This is a genomic window from Nonomuraea sp. NPDC059007 (genome assembly GCF_042740555.1).
GTDB lineage: Bacteria > Actinomycetota > Actinomycetes > Streptosporangiales > Streptosporangiaceae > Nonomuraea.
In genome coordinates this window covers 40560-56528 of sequence record NZ_JBHYJD010000004.1, presented here as the reverse complement: position 1 = coordinate 56528, position 15969 = coordinate 40560, and the positions used below count along the sequence as shown (strand labels likewise).

Genomic DNA, 15969 nt, shown 5'->3' with positions numbered 1-15969 from the left:
GTGAAGAGAGCCCTGCCCGTCGCCGTCGCCGCAGTGAGCCTCGTCGCGCTCCTCGCCCCGCCCGCCGCCGCGGCGGACACCTACAAGAACTACGCCGACCTGGCCGCGCACGAGCGCGAGGGCACGGACTACCGGCGGATCCAGCGTTTCCCGAGCGGGGCCAAGGTGGCGCACATCGCCATCCACGGCGGCGCGATCGAGTCGCCCACCACCCAGCTGGCCGACCACGCCGCCGGTTCCAGGTACGCCTTCTACTCCTTCGTCGGCCTCAAGCTCGACGGCAACAGCAAGCTCCACATCACCTCGACCCGCTTCGACGAGCCGCGCGCGCTCAAGCTGGTCGGCGCGGTCGGCACCACCGTCTCCTGGCACGCCGCGGCGGGCGACAAGGTCACCACGTACGTGGGCGGCCGGGACAAGGCACTGATCAAGAAGGTCAGCCGGGAGCTGCGGGCGGCCGGGTTCCGCGTGGCGGCCGAGGTGCCCCAGGAGATCGGCGGCGACGACCCCCGCAACATCGCCAACCGCAACCGCCGCGGGATGGGCGTGCAACTGGAGATCAGCAGGGGACAGCGGAAGCTGTTCTTCGCGGACGGGAAGCTGGCCAGGGCCTGGGTCGAGGACCCCGCGCACCGGACCAAGGCCTTCTACTCCTACGTCGCGGCGGTCAACCGCGCGCTGCGCTGAGCCGAAGCGCTGCGTTTGAGCCGAAGGGCCCGCCCCCGGCCGGGAGCGGGCCCCTGACGGCTAGACGCCGAGAGCGGAGGGCAGGCTCAGCTCGTGGAGGAACAGGGCCTCCGTCGTGGCGATGCGGCGCAGCTCCTCCAGGTCCACCCGCTCGTTCGGGGCGTGGATGGCCGCGTCCTCGTCCTCCGCGCCGAACAGCAGGATCTCCGCCGCCGGGAACTGCTTGAGCAGCGTGTTGACCAGCGGGATCGAGCCGCCGGCGCCCACGTCGCGGGGCGGGCGGCCGAAGGCGCGGTCCATGGCCCGGTTGAGCGCGGAGCGGGCTTTGCCGCCCGAGTCGGCCTGGAAGCCGGAGCCCACCGTGAAGTCGGTGAAGCCGACCTGCGCGCCCCACGGAGTCGCCTGGCGCAGGAAGTCGACGACCGCGTCCACGGTCGTCTTGGGGTCGGCGGCCGGCGGGATCCGGACCGTGACGCGCGCCCTGGCCGCAGGCTGGACGGCGTTGACCGCGCCCGACACCGACGGGACGTCCAGGCCGGTGACGGTGATCGCGTACGACGACCAGAGGCGGTCGGCCAGGCTGCCAGAGCCGACCAGGCTCACGTGGTCCAGGACGCCGGCGGTCTGGCGGAACTCGTCCTCCGACGGGCCCTGGCCCAGGAACGTGCCACGCGGCAGGCCCGGGACGCGGATGTCGCCGTTGTCGTCGTGCAGGGTGGTCAGCATGCGCATCAGCGCCGACAGCGCGTCGGGTGCCGCGCCGCCGAACGAGCCGCTGTGGACGGCCTCCTTCAGCGTGCGCACCTCGATGGTGAAGGCGGCCATGCCGCGCAGCGACGTGGTCACCGACGGGTCGCCGATCTTCGGGTTGCCGGTGTCGGCCACCACGATGGCATCGGCGCGCAGCAGGTCGGGGTTGCGCTCGACGAAGGCCTCCAGGCGCTCGCCGGCGTACTCCTCCTGGCCCTCGATGATGACCTTGATGCCCACGGGGAACTGGCCCTGGAAGGCACGCAGTGCCAGGACATGGCTGATGATGCCGGACTTGTCGTCCGCGGTGCCCCGGCCGAACAACTGGCCGTTGATGAGCGTCGGCTCGAACGGCGGGGTCCGCCACGCCGCCGGGTCACCAGCGGGCTGCACGTCGTAGTGCGCGTACAGCAGGACGGTGGGGGCGCCGGGAGGCGCGGGGGCCTCGCCGTACACCGCGGGGAAGCTTCCCTCGACCGCGATCTGCTGGACGTGCGGGAGGCCGGCGGAGCGCAGCAGTTCCTCGGTTACGGCAGCCGCGGCGTGAACCGGCTCTGCGGGGTGCCCGGGAAAGGCCACGGAGGGGATGGCGGCGAGGCGCTTGAGTTCCTCGACGGCCTGCGGCATCGCGGCGGCGACGGCGCTCTCGATCTGGTCAGGAGTCACGGGACGGTCCCCCGGGTCGGTCTAACAGTACAACTCATTGGATCACAGAAGGTTCCACAGGGTGGAAACCGACCAAGCTAATCTACCTGCGGATTTCGTTGCCGTTACATATAGGTTCTACGGATCTCGGTTTTCTTGCATATTGGTGCGACGCTTTCACTTGGCAATACCCCAGGTGAAAGGGCAGACTGTTGGGAGCTCAGACACGAGGGAAGATAACCATGACGCAGCCGGAATCCGACATCCTCAAGGCCGCGCAAGACAACCTGTGGCTGCACTTCACCAGGCACAGCGCCTACGAGAAGAACGAGATCCCCACCATCGTGCGCGGTGAGGGCTCGTACATCTACGACATCCACGGCAAGCGCTACCTCGACGGTCTCGCGGGGCTCTTCGTCGTCCAGGCCGGGCACGGGCGCAGCGAACTGGCGGAGGCGGCCGCCAAGCAGGCCCAGGAGCTGGCCTTCTTCCCGCTGTGGTCCTACGCGCACCCCAAGGCGATCGAGCTGGCCGCGCGCCTGGCCGAGCACACGCCGGGCGAGCTCAACCGCGTCTTCTTCACCACCGGCGGCGGCGAGGCGGTCGAGACCGCGTGGAAGCTGGCCAAGCAGTACTACAAGCTCGTCGGCAAGCCGCTCAAGCACAAGGTCATCAGCCGCCAGATCGCCTACCACGGCACCCCGCAGGGCGCCCTGTCGATCACCGGCATCCCCGCGTTCAAGCAGATGTTCGAGCCGCTGGTACCCGGCTCCGTCCGGGTGCCCAACACGAACCACTACCGCGCCGAGGAGATCTCCGGCGTCGCCGGGATGACGGCGGAGGAGTACGGCCGCTGGGCCGCCGACCGCGTCGCCCAGGCCATCGAGATGGAGGGCCCGGACACCGTGGCCGCCGTCTTCGCCGAACCGGTGCAGAACGCGGGCGGCTGTTTCCCGCCCCCTCCCGGCTACTTCCAGCGCCTGCGCGAGATCTGCGACGAGTACGACGTGCTCCTCGTCTCCGACGAGGTCATCTGCGCCTTCGGCCGGCTCGGCACGATGTTCGGCGGCCAGAAGTTCGACTACGTGCCCGACATCATCACCTGCGCCAAGGGCATGACCAGCGGCTACTCACCGATCGGCGCCATGATCGCGCACGAGCGGCTGTTCGAGCCGTTCAAGAGCGGCGACACGATGTTCGCCCACGGCTACACCTTCGGCGGCCACCCGGTCAGCGCCGCCGTTGCCCTCGCCAACCTCGACATCTTCGAGCGCGAGGACCTGCTCGGCCACGTGACCCGCAACGAGCCCGTCTTCCGCGGCAAGCTCGAAAGCCTGAAGGACCTGCCGATCGTCGGCGACGTCCGCGGCGCCGGGTACTTCTGGGGCATCGAGCTGGTCAAGGACAAGGACACCAAGGAGACCTTCGACGCGGACGAGTCCGAGCGGCTGATCCGCGGCTACCTGTCCCACGCGCTCTACGACGCCGGCCTCTACTGCCGCGCCGACGACCGCGGCGACCCCGTGATCCAGCTCGCGCCGCCGCTGATCGCGGGTGAGAAGGAGTTCGACGAGATCGAGTCGATCCTGCGCTCCGTCCTCACCGAGGCGTGGAAACGCCTCTGACACCCTCCGTCCGGCACAGCGTGGTGCCGGAGAACGAAAGGAACGACCCATGAAGATCGGCGTGCCTGCCGAGGTCAAGAACCACGAGTATCGCGTCGCCGCCACCCCCGCAGGAGTTCACGAACTCACCCGCGGTGGCCACGAGGTCTTCGTCCAGCGTGGTGCCGGACTCGGCTCGTCCATCACCGACGAGGAGTTCCTCGGCGCGGGCGCGAAGATCCTCGACACGGCCGACGCCGTGTGGGGCGAGGCGGACATGGTGCTCAAGGTCAAGGAGCCCATCGCCCAGGAGTACCACCGCATGCGCGAGGGCCAGGTGCTGTTCACCTACCTCCACCTCGCCGCGGGCAGGGAGTGCGCCCAGGCCCTTCTGGACAACAAGGTCACCGGCATCGCGTACGAGACCGTCCAGGTGGGCAACGCCCTTCCGCTGCTCGCCCCGATGTCGGAGGTGGCCGGTCGGCTGGCTCCGCAGGTCGGCGCGTACAACCTGATGCGGTTCAACGGCGGGCGCGGCGTGCTGCCGGGCGGCGTGCCCGGCGTCTCGCCCGCCAAGATCGTCGTGATCGGCGGCGGCGTGTCCGGCCTCAACGCGGCGCAGATCGCCGTCGGCATGGGCGCCGACGTCACCGTTCTCGACACCAACGTCGACCGCCTGCGCTTCATCGACGCCATCTACCAGGGCCGCCTCAAGACCCTGGTCTCCACCTCCTACGCCATCGAGCGCGAGGTCCTGCAGGCCGACCTGGTGATCGGCGCGGTCCTCATCCCCGGCGCCAAGGCCCCGACGCTCATCTCCAACGAGCTCGTGTCGCGCATGAAGCCGGGCTCGGTGCTCGTCGACATCGCCATCGACCAGGGCGGCTGCTTCGAGGACTCCCGCCCGACCACCCACGCCGAGCCGACGTACATGGTGCACAACTCGGTGTTCTACTGCGTGGCGAACATGCCGGGCTCGGTGGCCAACACCTCCACGTACGCGCTGACCAACGCGACGCTGCCGTATGCGGTCAAACTGGCCAACCGAGGGTGGAAGGCAGCCCTCCAGAGCGACCCGGCCCTCGCCCTCGGCCTCAACACCCACAACGGCGCCCTCACCAACGCGCCCGTGGGGGTCGCGCTCGCCATCCCGTCGGTCCCTCTCTCCGAGGTTCTCGCCGCGTAGTTCTACCCCCCTTTTTTCTGTTACGGCCGGCCCGGTTGCCCCCACCCCCGCACGGGGCTGGGGGCATTCCAGGGGAACGGCAGGCAGGCCGCGCGTGGCGGGCCGCCGTAACGTGCGCCCCGCCGGCCGGGCCCTTCGGCATCCACCCCCGGGGCTCATCCGTCACGAGCCGTCCGCGTGTTCCCCGCTGGGGTTTGCCGGTAACCGGCGGCGGCGTTTGGTCTGTTGTCAGCCGGGGTCGTCTGTTGGGTGGGTGGGTTCTTCGGGGGTTTGGCGGAGGATGTCGTCCGGGGTGAGTTGTTCCCGGGCCGTGGTCACCGCCCACCGGTGGCCGAACGGGTCCCGGATGACCCCGTACTTCTCCCCCCAGAACGCCTCCTGCACCGGCATCTCCGAGACGGCGCCCGCGTCGAGGGCCCGCCGTTCGACCTCGTCGGGGTCGTCGATCTCCAGCAGGATCAGCACCGGACTGCCGCCCACCGTCGGCGGCGCCAGCGCGCCCAGTTCGGGCGTCTCCTCGCTCACCAGCAGCCGCCCGTCGCCGACCTGCAACTCGACGAAGAGGATCGCCCCGTTCGGCAGCGTGTTCCTGAACACCTCGACCGCCCCGAACGCGGCCTTGTAGAACGTGATCGCGCTCTCGGCGCCGAGCACGAACAGATGCGGGCTCAGCCCCTGCGGCCTCATCGTCGTCACGTGACCAGTCCAGCCTCTCGTGCGGCCGTCACCATGCGGGCCATGAGCTCGGCCTCGGCGCGCGCGGCCGCCTCGCCCGCCCGGGTCAGCCGGTAGTAGCGGCGCCGGGCGTCGTGGGGGGCTGCCGGATCGCCTTCTTCCGTCTCTTCCACCAGTCCGTCGGCCAGCAGTCTGCTGATGGTCCGGTAGAGGGTGCCCGGACCCAGTTTGACCGCTCCGCCGCTGACGTGCTCGACGAACCGCATGATCGCGTAGCCGTGGGCGGGTTCGCCGGCCAATGCCAGGAGCACGTGGAACCCGGCGGTGGTGAGCATGCTTGACACCATAACACCACAATGGTTATATCCGATCTGGATATAACCAAGGAGAACATAATGACGATCAACGTCAACAAGGTCACGCTCTACGTCCAGGACCAGGCCGCCGCCCTCGACTTCTGGACCCGGAAAGTCGGCTTCGAGGTCACCACCGACCAGCCCTACGGCCCCGACGCCCGCTGGATCGAGGTCTCCCCGCCCGGCGGCGGCGTCGGCCTCGTCCTGTTCAAGGCCGGCCCCGACTGGCCGGCGCTCAGCCAGGACCAGCCGAACTACGTCCTGTTCGACACCGAGGACATCGTCAAGACCCACGAGAACCTGGCCGCCCGAGGCGTGACGTTCGATGCCCCGCCCAAGCAGGAGCCCTGGGGCTGGTCCGCCGTCTTCCTCGACAGCGAAGGCCACCGCTTTCACCTCAGCCAGCGATGACGCCTTGTGTCCATCCGGTTTCGGGCCGACTTTCCGTTACGGCTCCGCCCCACCCACCCGCCCCGCCGACGTGGGCGCGCGGCTGTCGAGCGATGGTCGTGAGGGCTCACGGGGTCCTCGCCGTAACAACTCCGCCCTGGGCCGGCTACGCCGCGAAAGGTGCGCAAGGGTTGGCTACAAGGGGCCGTAGAACAGGCGGAGGCCGGTTCTGGCGTCGAGGACGGGGCGGTCACCCAGCGGGGTGCGTAGTTTGACCGGGCGCTTCTCGATCGACGCCCATCCGGAGCACGCCGCCCCGTACGGCTGGACGCGTGGCTCGACCACGACCGCGTCCGGTTCCTCGCGGACGTTCATCCCCAGCAGGCGGCCGCACTTCAGGTGGATGAGGTGGATCGTCAGCGTGCCGTCCGGCGCCTCCTCGAAGCTGCCGTCGAACGGGGTCGTCGGCCCGAGACCGGGCGGCATCGGGTCGACCGCCGCGTCGGTCACCGCCACCTGCCGGATCGGTCCCGGCAGCCCGTCCACGTCGAAACGCCAGGCCGGCGCCTCGGCCGGACCCCGGTGCGTGCGCACGGTGACCGTCTCCATGGTCACTCTTGTCACCTTCGCCTGCCGGCAGTTCGCCGGGTCCTTGCCGCTCTCCTCGCTGCGCCGTTCCCGCTCCTCCTCGGTGATCCCGCCCTGGCACACCGGGTTCACCGACGGCCTGCCGGGGATCTCACGGGGGTTGGCCACCTGGTAGGCGGCGAGGTCGGCCGGGATGAGGGGAACCTCCAGCGTGCGGCCGTCGGGCCAGCGGACCGTCCCCGTGGGCGGGTTCGTCACGGTGGGCTTGTCGTAGACGAGGCCGAGGTCCGGGTTGCCGAACCTGGCCGCCGCGACCTCGGGCGACATGATCGTCAGGTTCTGCCGGGGGTTGAAGCCGGACTGCCATATCGCTCCCGGGCCCGCTCGCCAGGTCATCAGTGCCCGTTCGGCCCGTCCCTCGAAGGACGCCGACGGCCCCGCCTCGTTCCGTGCGCCCGGCACCACCGCGGCCACGAGCACCAGGATCACGAGATATCTGATCATCAACCCCACCTAAGATCACACGCTCACCCTCCCTAAGACGCGCCACACCCGTCTCCGGGCTCACGGCTGGGGGTGATCGCCTGATGATCTGTGCGCCCGCCCAAGCGAGCTGTGCGCGCGCCCAGGCGGCGGGGTCAGCGCAGGCCGAGGCGGGTGCGGAGGTCGCGGGCCGTGGCCAGGACATGCGTGACCTCGCCGGGGCTCGGCCACGGGGCGGAGCCGGGGCGGATCAGGGTGGTGCGGATCGAGGCCAGGTGATCGATGGCGCCCGCGTGCAGGCCGCTGCGTTCGACCAGCCACACCACCACGTCGGCGTGGTCACGCAGCGGACGGGTGACGAGGTCCCAGGTGCCGAGGATCTCCGTCAGCTCGGGCACGCTCAGCGGGACGCCGCTGCGCCGGCCGGTGGCGGCGGCGGCGAGTTCGGCGCGGGCGTGGAGTTCGGGTTCGGCCAGGCGGTCCCAGGTGGGCTGGGGCGGGTCGGCGAGCCACTGCTCGGCCTCGTGGTTGTGGCCCGCCGCCGACAGCAGGCCGCCGAGCTCCATCGCCGCCCTGTGGTGGCCGGACAGCGCGGCCTGACGGAACCAGTGCTGGCCCCCGGCCAGGTCGCCGAACTCGGCGATCAGCAGCAGGCCGAAGTTGAAGGCCGACTCGGCGTCGCCGCTGGCCGCCGCGCGGCCGAACCAGTGGCTGGCGGCCGGCGAGTCGCTGAGCTCGACGCAGACGAACCCGGCCATCCGCTGGTCCTCCAGCCGCCCGGCGTTGGCGGCGCGCTCGAACCAGGCGCGGGCCGTGCGCAGGTCGCGCCGGGACAGGGCGATGCCGCCGAGCTGGGAGGCGGCGCCGGGGTGCTCGCTCTTGGCGGCCAGCCGGTAGTAGGCCTCGGCGCCCTCGGGGTCGCGGCTGGCCTGCAGGAACAGGCCGAGGTGGTAGGCGGCCTCGGCGTGGCCGCCGCGCGCGGAGAACTCCCACCACTGGACGGTCTCCTCGTCCTCGCCCGCCGAGTACGCGAGGAAGCCGAGGTCGTGGCCGGAGGCGACGTCGCCGTCCACGGCGGCTCTGCGGTGCCAGTCGCGGGCCGCGGCCTGCTCGCCGGCGTCCTCGCAGAGCAGCGCGAGCCGGCGGGCGGCGGTGCGGGAGCCGGCGCGGGCGGCCTTGTCGAACCAGGCCTTGGCGCCGGCCAGGTCACCGCGCTGCTCCAGCAGGAGCGTGGCGAGGTTGAGCGCGGCCTCGGCGTCGCCGGTGCCGGCGGCCAGCTCGTACCAGGACACGGCCTCCTCCAGGCTGCCGTGCTTCTCGTGCCAGACGCCCAGGTTGTAGGCGCTGTCGATGTTGCCGGCCGCCGCGGCGCGCTCCCACCAGTGCCGCGCCGCGGAGCGGTCGCCGCGCTGGGCGTAGAGCTTGCCCAGGCGATGGGCCGCCTGCGGGTCGCCTGACTGGGCTTCCGCGATCAGCTCGGGTTCGTCTCCGGTACGGGGCGCCGGAACGGCCGCCTCCGCCACCTCTCCTTGCCACCACGCCATCCACTCAGCGTGACATGTAATCAAGCGACTGCGGAATGTAATCGCGGAGCTGGTGCACTAGGAGAAGCGAATGAAACCGGTGTACATGCCCATGGAGCAGACGTATCGCAGGGTGCCGGGGGGCTGGGGCGGGAGCCGTACCGTGGCGGGGAGGGTGTGGTCGCGGCCGGCGAGCGTCACCGTGCGGGTGCATCCTTGGTCGGCCAGGTGGAAGGTGACCTCCACGGGTACGCCCGCGCGGGCCTCGACCATCGCGGGACGGTAGCCGTCGCGCATGGCCCAGATGTCCACCTTCTGCTCGCCGCGCGCGGTCATGGCCAGGGCGGGTGCGGGGGAGGTGGGCAGCCAGCCGCCCAGGCTGACGCCGGAGCCGATCGTCCAGAGGCCGACGGCGATCGCGGCGAACCCGGCGAAGGCGGCCAGGCGGGTCCGGGACAGCCGTCGCAGGATGTAGCCGAGCAGGGCGAACGCCGGTGAGGTGCCCACGACGAACCCGGCCATCACCGCCGCCCCCGACAGCGCCGAGCCGGTGGAGACGGCAACCATCTCGGTGCCGAGCGTGACGCCGCACGGCAGCAGGATCGTCGCGGCGCCCATGACCGGCGCGGCGGCCCGGCGCGGGGTGCGGTGCGCCGCGCAGGCCGCGCGCCGCCGGATCAGCCGGACGGCGAAGGCGATCACGACGATCCCGGCCGCGACGAGCAGTCCCGCGCGTGCCTGCGGCGGCAGTTGAACGGCGGAGCCGATCCAGCCGAGCAGCGCCCCGGCCAGCACGTACGCCGCCAGCCGTCCGGTGAGGAACTGGGCCACCAGCCAGGGCCGTGCCCTGCCGTGGCCGCACTTCTCGCAGCATCCGCCGCCGGTGAGGCCGACGAGCAGGCCGCCTTGCACCGCCGTACAGGAAGCGGTCCCCGCCACCAGTCCGGCGGCGAGGCCACTGACGAACAGTGCGCCCGGCCCCATGCTCAGGGTGAGGGGGCCGGGGTGTCGGGCCGCATAGACGCAGCGTAACCCGCGCCTGTCAAATGCGGCCAGTGACACTTCTTTCACTCTGTGGAGCGCTTAGGAGCGGAGCACCGACATGCGCTCCATGTACTCGTCGTCGCTCATCTCGCCGCGCGCGTACCGCTCGGCGAGGATCTGCTCGGCCGACGCCGTGGGACTGGCCGCCGCGGTACGGCGCGGCCCCCACCGGCCGGTGCGCTTGGCCCAGATGACCAGCCCGACCACGGCCACCCAGAACAGTCCCCAGAAAACCGGGAAGATCGGAAAAAAGTGTCCATACATGCCGTTCTCCTCCTTCGGTGTCGTACCTCCAGAGTCGACGGGAAACCGGGCGGGCGAATCAGACACCGGTCGCGCTCCCCTGTACATCGCTGGCCGTATCCCTATACTCCCGCCTTGAGGGGAGTGATAGGGAGTGGATTTCACCGTGAGCCAGGTCGCCGACCTGCTGGATCTGCACGTCAAGACCGTGCGCGGTTACGTCCGCGACGGCCGGCTGAAGGCCGTGAAGGTGGGCAAGCAGTACCGGATCTCCAGGGCGGACCTGGAGTCCTTCACCGGCGCGCCCCTCGCCTCCCGCCCCAGCCAGGACCGCTACGTCGAGGTCTCCACGATCGTCCAGGTGGACGCGGTCGCCCGGCACGACCTGGACCGCCTGAACACCGCCGTCATGGCGACCGCCACCGGGCTGCGAGTGGAGATGATCTACAACGAGGAGCGCGCCACGCTCAAGGTGATCATCCTGGGCGATCCCGGCCGCACCGCCGACGTCCTGCGGCTGATCGAGGCGCTGACCTGAGCGTTCTCCTCAGAGCCAGCCCGGCTTGACCAGCCCCGACTCGTAGGCGATCACCACGAGCTGCGCCCGGTCCCTGGCGTGCAGCTTCATCATCGCCCGGCTCACGTGCGTCTTCGCCGTGGCCGGAGACATGAACAGCTTGCTCGCGATCTCGTCGTTGGTCATCCCGGTGCCCACCAGCGCCAGCACCTCGCGTTCCCGGTCGGTGAGCTGGTCCAGGCCCTCGGTCGAGACCGGCGCCTTGGCCCGCGTGGCGTACTCGGCGATCAGCCGCCTGGTCACGCTCGGCGACAGCAGCGCCTCGCCGTCGGCCACCACCCGGACCGCCTGGATCAGCTCGGCCGGTTCCGTGTCCTTCACCAGGAAACCGCTGGCGCCGCCGCGCAGCGCCTCGAAGACGTACTCGTCCAGCTCGAACGTGGTCAAGATGATGATCTTCGGCCCCGGCGGCATCTGGCGGGTGGCGGTCAAGCCGTCGGTGCCGGGCATCCGGATGTCCATCAGCACCACGTCGGGGGTGTGCTGGGCGGCCAGCCGTACCGCCTCGGCGCCGTCGGCGGCCTCGGCCACCACGCTCATGTCGGGCTGGGCGTCCAGCAACGCCTTGAAGCCCGCGCGCACCAGCGCCTGGTCGTCGGCGAGCAGCAGCTTGATCATGCGTTCTCCTCAGGTAGGGGCAGCCGGGCCTCGACCTGGAAGCCGTTGCCGACCGGGCCGGCGACCAGCGAACCGCCCAGGGCCGCGGCCCGCTCGCGCATGCCGGGGATGCCGTTGCCGCTGCCGTCCTCCGACAGCGGGGCGGGCGAGGTGGCGCCCGTGTCGGTGACCAGGACGGTCAGCTCGGCCGTGCCGTACTCCAGCCTGACCGTGACCTTCGCGCCGGGGGCGTGGCGCGTGACGTTGGTGAGCGACTCCTGCACGATCCGGTACGCCGCCCGCTCGACCTGCGCGGGAAGGGGCCGCGAGCCCACGCGCTTCAGCGTGACGTCGAGGCCGGAACGCTCGATGAGGTTGTCCAGATGGTCCAGGCCCGAGGTGGGGGAGCGCGGGGCGCCCTCGCGCAGCACGTTCAGGACCGAGCGCATCTCGCCGAGCACCTCCTTGGACGCGGTCTTGATCGTGGCCAGCGCCGTCCTGGCCTGGTCGGGCTGGTCGTCGATGAGGTGGAGCGCGGTCGAGGCCTGGACGTGGATGAGCGAGATGTTGTGCGCGAGCACGTCGTGCAACTCCTGCGCCATGGTCAGGCGCTCCTCGCTGGCCTGCCGCCTGGCCTCCTCCTCTTCCGCCCTGGCCCGCTCGGCCCGCCGTTCGCGCAGGATCCTGACCAGCTCGGCCACGACCATGAGCAGCATCATCGCCGTGGAGATCCACACGGCGTGGAAGAGGCTGCGGTTGCCGATCACCCAGGCATAGGCCTCGAAGAAGCTGAACGTGCCCGCCGCCAGCAGCCACGCGACCAGCCGCCGGCCGTCGATCACCAGCCAGAACAGCATCACGCCCGGCGTGAAGAAGATCGGCCCGTAGGGATAGCCGCCGGCCAGGTACGCGGCGGTCACGAGCAGCGTGATCACGGTCGTGGCGACGGGATAGCGGCGGCGCACCAGGATCAGCGCCGGACCGATCAGGAGCAAGGAGTAGGCGTACCAGTCGAGCGCCGCCCGATCGAAGCGCTGCCCCCACTCGGCGCCCTGGCCGATCACCACCTGGGCGACGGCCAGTATGAGCGCCAGATAAGGGTCGAGTCGGGACTTCACGGTCCTACGCTATTTCAGCTCCCTGACCAGCGCATCACCTGGATGTGGCAGGGGGCCCTACCACCGGAGGCGTACCTGGGCCATCGTGGAGACCATGCGCCGAGTGATCGTTCCCGCAGCAGCAGTCCTCGTCACGCTCACCACCGCGCCGCCCGCCACGGCTGAGCCCCAGCAGAAGGTCCCGGTCGCCGAGGGGTACGGCGGCGCCGTGTCCACCGTCGACCTCGACGCCAGCAAGGCCGCGGTGGCCGTGCTGAAGAAGGGCGGCAACGCCATGGACGCGGCCGTCGCCGCGGGCGCGGTCCTGGGCGTCACCGAGCCCTACTCCTCCGGGCTGGCCGGAGGCGGCTTCATGGTCTACTACGACGCCTCCCGCCGTAAGGTCTACACGATCGACGGCCGCGAGACCGCGCCGCGCGCCATGACCTCGACCTCGCTCGAAGGCATCCCCTTCGACGAGGGCGTCACCAGCGGCCTGTCGGCGGGCGTGCCGGGCACGGTCGCCCAGTGGGAGACGGCGCTGCGCCGCTTCGGCACCATCAGCCTGAGACAGGCGCTCAAACCCGCCATCGACGTGGCCTCCAAGGGCTTCGTCGTGGACCAGACCTTCCACGACCAGACCGCCGCCAACGCCGCCCGCTTCAAGGACATCGCCTCCACCGCCAAGCTCTACCTCCCGAACGGCGCCCCACCGCCCGTGGGCTCGGTCTTCCGCAACCCCGAACTCGCCGACACCTACCGCGAACTGGGCAGACGCGGCACCGGCTGGCTCTACAACGGCCGCCTCGGCCAGGAGATCGTGGCCACGGTCAAGAAGCCGCCACTCACCCCCGGCACCACGCGCAACGTGCGGCCCGGCCTCATGGAGATGTCCGACCTGCGCGCCTACCGCGCGCTGATGCGCGAACCCACCCACATCGAGTACAAGGGCCTTCAGGTGTACGGCATGGCGCCCCCGTCCTCCGGCGGCTCCACGGTCAGCGAGGCGCTCAACATCCTGGAGGCGCTGCCCAGCGTCGGCCTGCACGAGTACCTGGAGGCCTCCAGGCTGGCCTTCGCCGACCGGGGCAAGTACGTCGGCGACATCCCCGGTGTCCCCATGCGCGAACTCCTGTCCGACGGCTTCGCCAAGGAACGTTCGTGCCTGATCGGCGAACGCGCCATGGCCCACCCGGCGGCCCCCGGCTCGCCCGACGGCTCCTACTCCGACTGCGAGCGGCCCACCGGCACCGCCCCCGACGTCGCCGACGAGGGCCCGGAGACCACGCACCTCACCGTCGCCGACAGGTGGGGCAACGTCGTCGCCTACAACCTCACGATCGAGTCCACCGGCGGCAACGGCATCGTCGTACCCGGCCGCGGCGTGCTGCTCAACAACGAGCTGACCGACTTCACCTTCGGCCCCGCGCCCGGCGACCCGAACCTGCCCGCCCCCGGCAAGCGCCCCCGCTCCTCGATGGCGCCCACGCTGGTGTTCAAGCACGGCAAGCCGGTGCTGGCCGTCGGCTCGCCCGGCGGGTCCACGATCATCACGACCGTGCTGCAGATCCTCGTCAACCGCTATGACCTGGGCATGAACCTGCCCGACGCGCTGGCCGCACCTCGCGCCACCCAGCGCAACACCGCCGCCACCCAGGCAGAGCCCGCCTTCCTCGCCCAGCACGGGGCCGCCCTTGAATCGCGTGGGCACGTGTTCGCGCCGAACCCGGAGATCGGGGCGGCGACCGGGCTGGAGTTCCTCGGCCGGGGACGGATACAGGCGGTCGCCGAGCCCGCGCGGCGCGGCGGCGGCAGCGCGCTGGTGGTGCATCCGTCACGATGACCGAAGCCGGGAGGGATGCGCCTGGGCCTGAGGCTGGGTCCGGGGCTCGGGGGTCGGTGCGGCATGTCGTTGTGCTGATGCTGGAGAACCGGTCGTTCGACCACATGCTCGGCTACCTCGTCCATCCCGATCCCGGGTATGACGGGTTGCGGGGCGGCGGGCCGTACACCAGCCCAGGCTGGGATGGCGGCCCGCCCGTGGCGGCCTCAGCGGACGCGGGGCCGCTCGCCACGATGGACTTCGACCACTCGCACGACGCGGCGATGGAGCAACTGGGCGGCGGCTGGGTCAGCGCGCACGAACGCAAGGCGCGCGGGCTGGCCGAGCCGCGGTTCGGCGGGTTGCTGGGGCCGCTGATCGGGTGGCTGTATCCGAAGTTCGCGAAGAAGGAGCCGATCTTCGGGGTCGGGCCGGAGGTGATGCGCTGCCAGGACCCCGCCGGGGTGCCGGTCCTGGCGACGCTGGCGCTGGAGTTCGCGGTGTGCACGCGGTGGTACTGCTCGGTGCCGGGGGAGACCTGGCCCAACCGCAACTACCTGCACGCGGCCACCTCCGACGGCATGACCAACATCCAGCCGCGCTTCTACACCGACCCGACCATCTTCGAGACGCTCGAGGCGGCGGGACACGGCTGGCACGTCTACCACGACGACGTGCCGCAGGTGTGGGCGTTCTCCAACCTGTGGAACGGCGCCGACCGGATCGCCCGCTGGTTCGACATCTCGGAGTTCACCGCCCACGCGGCGGCCGGAGAGCTGCCCGCGTACTCCTTCATCGAGCCCAACCACCGCCCCCCGGTCCGCCTGAACGACCGTCCGTCCAACAGCCAGCATCCCGGCAACAACCAGATCAAGGACCAGGTCGGCGCCTCGACCGACTTCGCCCGTGCCGAGTCGCTGATCGCGGCCGTGTACGAGGCGCTGAAGTCCAACCCCGAGGCGTTCGGCCAGACCGTGCTCGTCATCACCTACGACGAGCACGGCGGCCTCTACGACCACGCCCCGCCGCTGACCGGCCTGCCCGACCCCGGATCTTCCCCCGGGCTGCTGGCCCGCATCCTGCGCCTGCTGGCACACAAGAAGAGCGCCGCCTTCGACTTCTCCTCCTCGGGCGCACGGGTCCCCGCCGTGATCGTCTCCCCCCTGATCCCGAGGGGCACGGTGAGCACCACCCCCATGGAACACGCCAGCGTCCCCGCTACGCTACGCGCGCTGTTCGCCCCCGACCGCCCGCCCCTGACCACCAGGGACGCCGCGGCCGGCCGCTTCGACCCGCTCCTGACGCTGCCCACTCCCCGCACCGATCTCCCCGACCTGACCCGCTACGTCCTTCCCCTGGGCGGCGCGTCGCCCTCCGGCAGCGACCCCGCCCACGACACGACCGCCGCCGCCCAGCCCCCTCGGGACGACCTGCCCGACCACTGCCGCGACCTGGCCGTACTGGCCCGCCGCGTCCGCGCCCGCCTCCGTGGCCGTCCTACGGTGTTCGCGGGGGTGAGCTGGCGCGCCCGCGACCACCGAGCCCTGGCCCAGGCCCTCCCCGCCTTCCGCACCGCCGCCACCAAAGCCCGCCAACCCTGACCCAACCCCCCACACCCCAACCCCCACACCCCCACACCCCCACACCCCCACACCCACCCACACCCACGCCCACCCACACGCCCGCCCGGCACGGCACCGCC

Annotated in this window: 16 protein-coding genes; 7 read left to right on the top strand and 9 right to left on the bottom strand. The window is 71.0% G+C overall.

The features are described 5' to 3' along the window. Complete coding sequence (locus tag ACFWY5_RS07625; protein WP_379630848.1) at nucleotides 1-687, top strand: poly-gamma-glutamate hydrolase family protein; 687 nt, start codon at nucleotides 1-3, stop codon at nucleotides 685-687. 60 nt (nucleotides 688-747) lie between these two features. Here ACFWY5_RS07625 and ACFWY5_RS07620 read toward each other — a convergent pair whose 3' ends face one another. Next, complete coding sequence (locus ACFWY5_RS07620) at nucleotides 748-2103, bottom strand: dipeptidase (protein WP_379621914.1); 1356 nt, start codon at nucleotides 2101-2103, stop codon at nucleotides 748-750. Between the two features lie 221 nt (nucleotides 2104-2324). Between ACFWY5_RS07620 and ACFWY5_RS07615 the strand changes: the two genes are divergently transcribed. Continuing rightward, nucleotides 2325-3707: an aspartate aminotransferase family protein gene (locus ACFWY5_RS07615; protein ID WP_379621912.1), complete on the top strand. Its 1383-nt coding sequence runs from the start codon at nucleotides 2325-2327 to the stop codon at nucleotides 3705-3707. A gap of 49 nt (nucleotides 3708-3756) precedes the next feature. Continuing rightward, entirely contained in the window at nucleotides 3757-4872 is a 1116-nt protein-coding gene (ald, locus tag ACFWY5_RS07610; RefSeq protein ID WP_379621910.1) for an alanine dehydrogenase, read from the top strand. Between the two features lie 228 nt (nucleotides 4873-5100). Here ald and ACFWY5_RS07605 read toward each other — a convergent pair whose 3' ends face one another. Beyond that, entirely contained in the window at nucleotides 5101-5559 is a 459-nt protein-coding gene (locus ACFWY5_RS07605) for a VOC family protein (protein ID WP_379621956.1), read from the bottom strand. 5 nt (nucleotides 5560-5564) lie between these two features. Next, complete coding sequence (locus ACFWY5_RS07600; protein ID WP_379621908.1) at nucleotides 5565-5882, bottom strand: PadR family transcriptional regulator; 318 nt, start codon at nucleotides 5880-5882, stop codon at nucleotides 5565-5567. A 60-nt stretch (nucleotides 5883-5942) separates the two neighbouring features. On the opposite strand from ACFWY5_RS07600, the gene ACFWY5_RS07595 reads away from it, so the two are divergent. Further along, nucleotides 5943-6314 carry a VOC family protein gene (locus ACFWY5_RS07595; RefSeq protein WP_379630847.1) on the top strand — a complete coding sequence of 124 codons (372 nt, stop codon included), beginning with the start codon at nucleotides 5943-5945 and terminating at the stop codon, nucleotides 6312-6314. A 174-nt stretch (nucleotides 6315-6488) separates the two neighbouring features. On the opposite strand, the gene ACFWY5_RS07590 is transcribed toward ACFWY5_RS07595, so the two are convergent. The 4 genes from ACFWY5_RS07590 to ACFWY5_RS07575 all read right to left on the bottom strand — a co-directional run bounded on the left by ACFWY5_RS07590 (nucleotide 6489) and on the right by ACFWY5_RS07575 (nucleotide 10195). Next, nucleotides 6489-7385 carry a hypothetical protein gene (locus ACFWY5_RS07590; RefSeq protein WP_379630846.1) on the bottom strand — a complete coding sequence of 299 codons (897 nt, stop codon included), beginning with the start codon at nucleotides 7383-7385 and terminating at the stop codon, nucleotides 6489-6491. A gap of 134 nt (nucleotides 7386-7519) precedes the next feature. Continuing rightward, entirely contained in the window at nucleotides 7520-8908 is a 1389-nt protein-coding gene (locus ACFWY5_RS07585) for a sel1 repeat family protein (protein WP_379630845.1), read from the bottom strand. Between the two features lie 57 nt (nucleotides 8909-8965). Beyond that, complete coding sequence (locus ACFWY5_RS07580; protein WP_379630844.1) at nucleotides 8966-9871, bottom strand: sulfite exporter TauE/SafE family protein; 906 nt, start codon at nucleotides 9869-9871, stop codon at nucleotides 8966-8968. A gap of 99 nt (nucleotides 9872-9970) precedes the next feature. Beyond that, the gene (locus ACFWY5_RS07575) at nucleotides 9971-10195 is read right to left on the bottom strand and encodes an SHOCT domain-containing protein (RefSeq protein ID WP_379621898.1); all 225 of its coding nucleotides are present in this window, start codon (nucleotides 10193-10195) and stop codon (nucleotides 9971-9973) included. 133 nt (nucleotides 10196-10328) lie between these two features. Here ACFWY5_RS07575 and ACFWY5_RS07570 point away from each other — a divergent pair, with 133 nt between their 5' ends. Beyond that, on the top strand, nucleotides 10329-10712 hold the full coding sequence (locus tag ACFWY5_RS07570) for a helix-turn-helix domain-containing protein (RefSeq protein ID WP_379621896.1): 384 nt from the start codon (nucleotides 10329-10331) through the stop codon (nucleotides 10710-10712). Nucleotides 10713-10721: 9 nt separating this feature from the next. On the opposite strand, the gene ACFWY5_RS07565 is transcribed toward ACFWY5_RS07570, so the two are convergent. Continuing rightward, nucleotides 10722-11369, bottom strand: coding sequence for a response regulator (locus tag ACFWY5_RS07565; RefSeq protein ID WP_379621894.1), 648 nt, complete (start codon nucleotides 11367-11369; stop codon nucleotides 10722-10724). Further along, the gene (locus tag ACFWY5_RS07560; protein WP_379621892.1) at nucleotides 11366-12466 is read right to left on the bottom strand and encodes a sensor histidine kinase; all 1101 of its coding nucleotides are present in this window, start codon (nucleotides 12464-12466) and stop codon (nucleotides 11366-11368) included. The genes ACFWY5_RS07565 and ACFWY5_RS07560 overlap by 4 nt, the downstream gene beginning before the upstream one ends. Before the next feature lie 94 nt (nucleotides 12467-12560). On the opposite strand from ACFWY5_RS07560, the gene ggt reads away from it, so the two are divergent. Both ggt and ACFWY5_RS07550 read left to right on the top strand, forming a co-directional pair. Further along, complete coding sequence (ggt, locus tag ACFWY5_RS07555; protein WP_379621890.1) at nucleotides 12561-14288, top strand: gamma-glutamyltransferase; 1728 nt, start codon at nucleotides 12561-12563, stop codon at nucleotides 14286-14288. Beyond that, complete coding sequence (locus ACFWY5_RS07550) at nucleotides 14285-15868, top strand: alkaline phosphatase family protein (protein WP_379630843.1); 1584 nt, start codon at nucleotides 14285-14287, stop codon at nucleotides 15866-15868. Before ggt ends, ACFWY5_RS07550 begins: the two co-directional genes overlap by 4 nt. Nucleotides 15869-15969 lie beyond the last annotated feature (101 nt).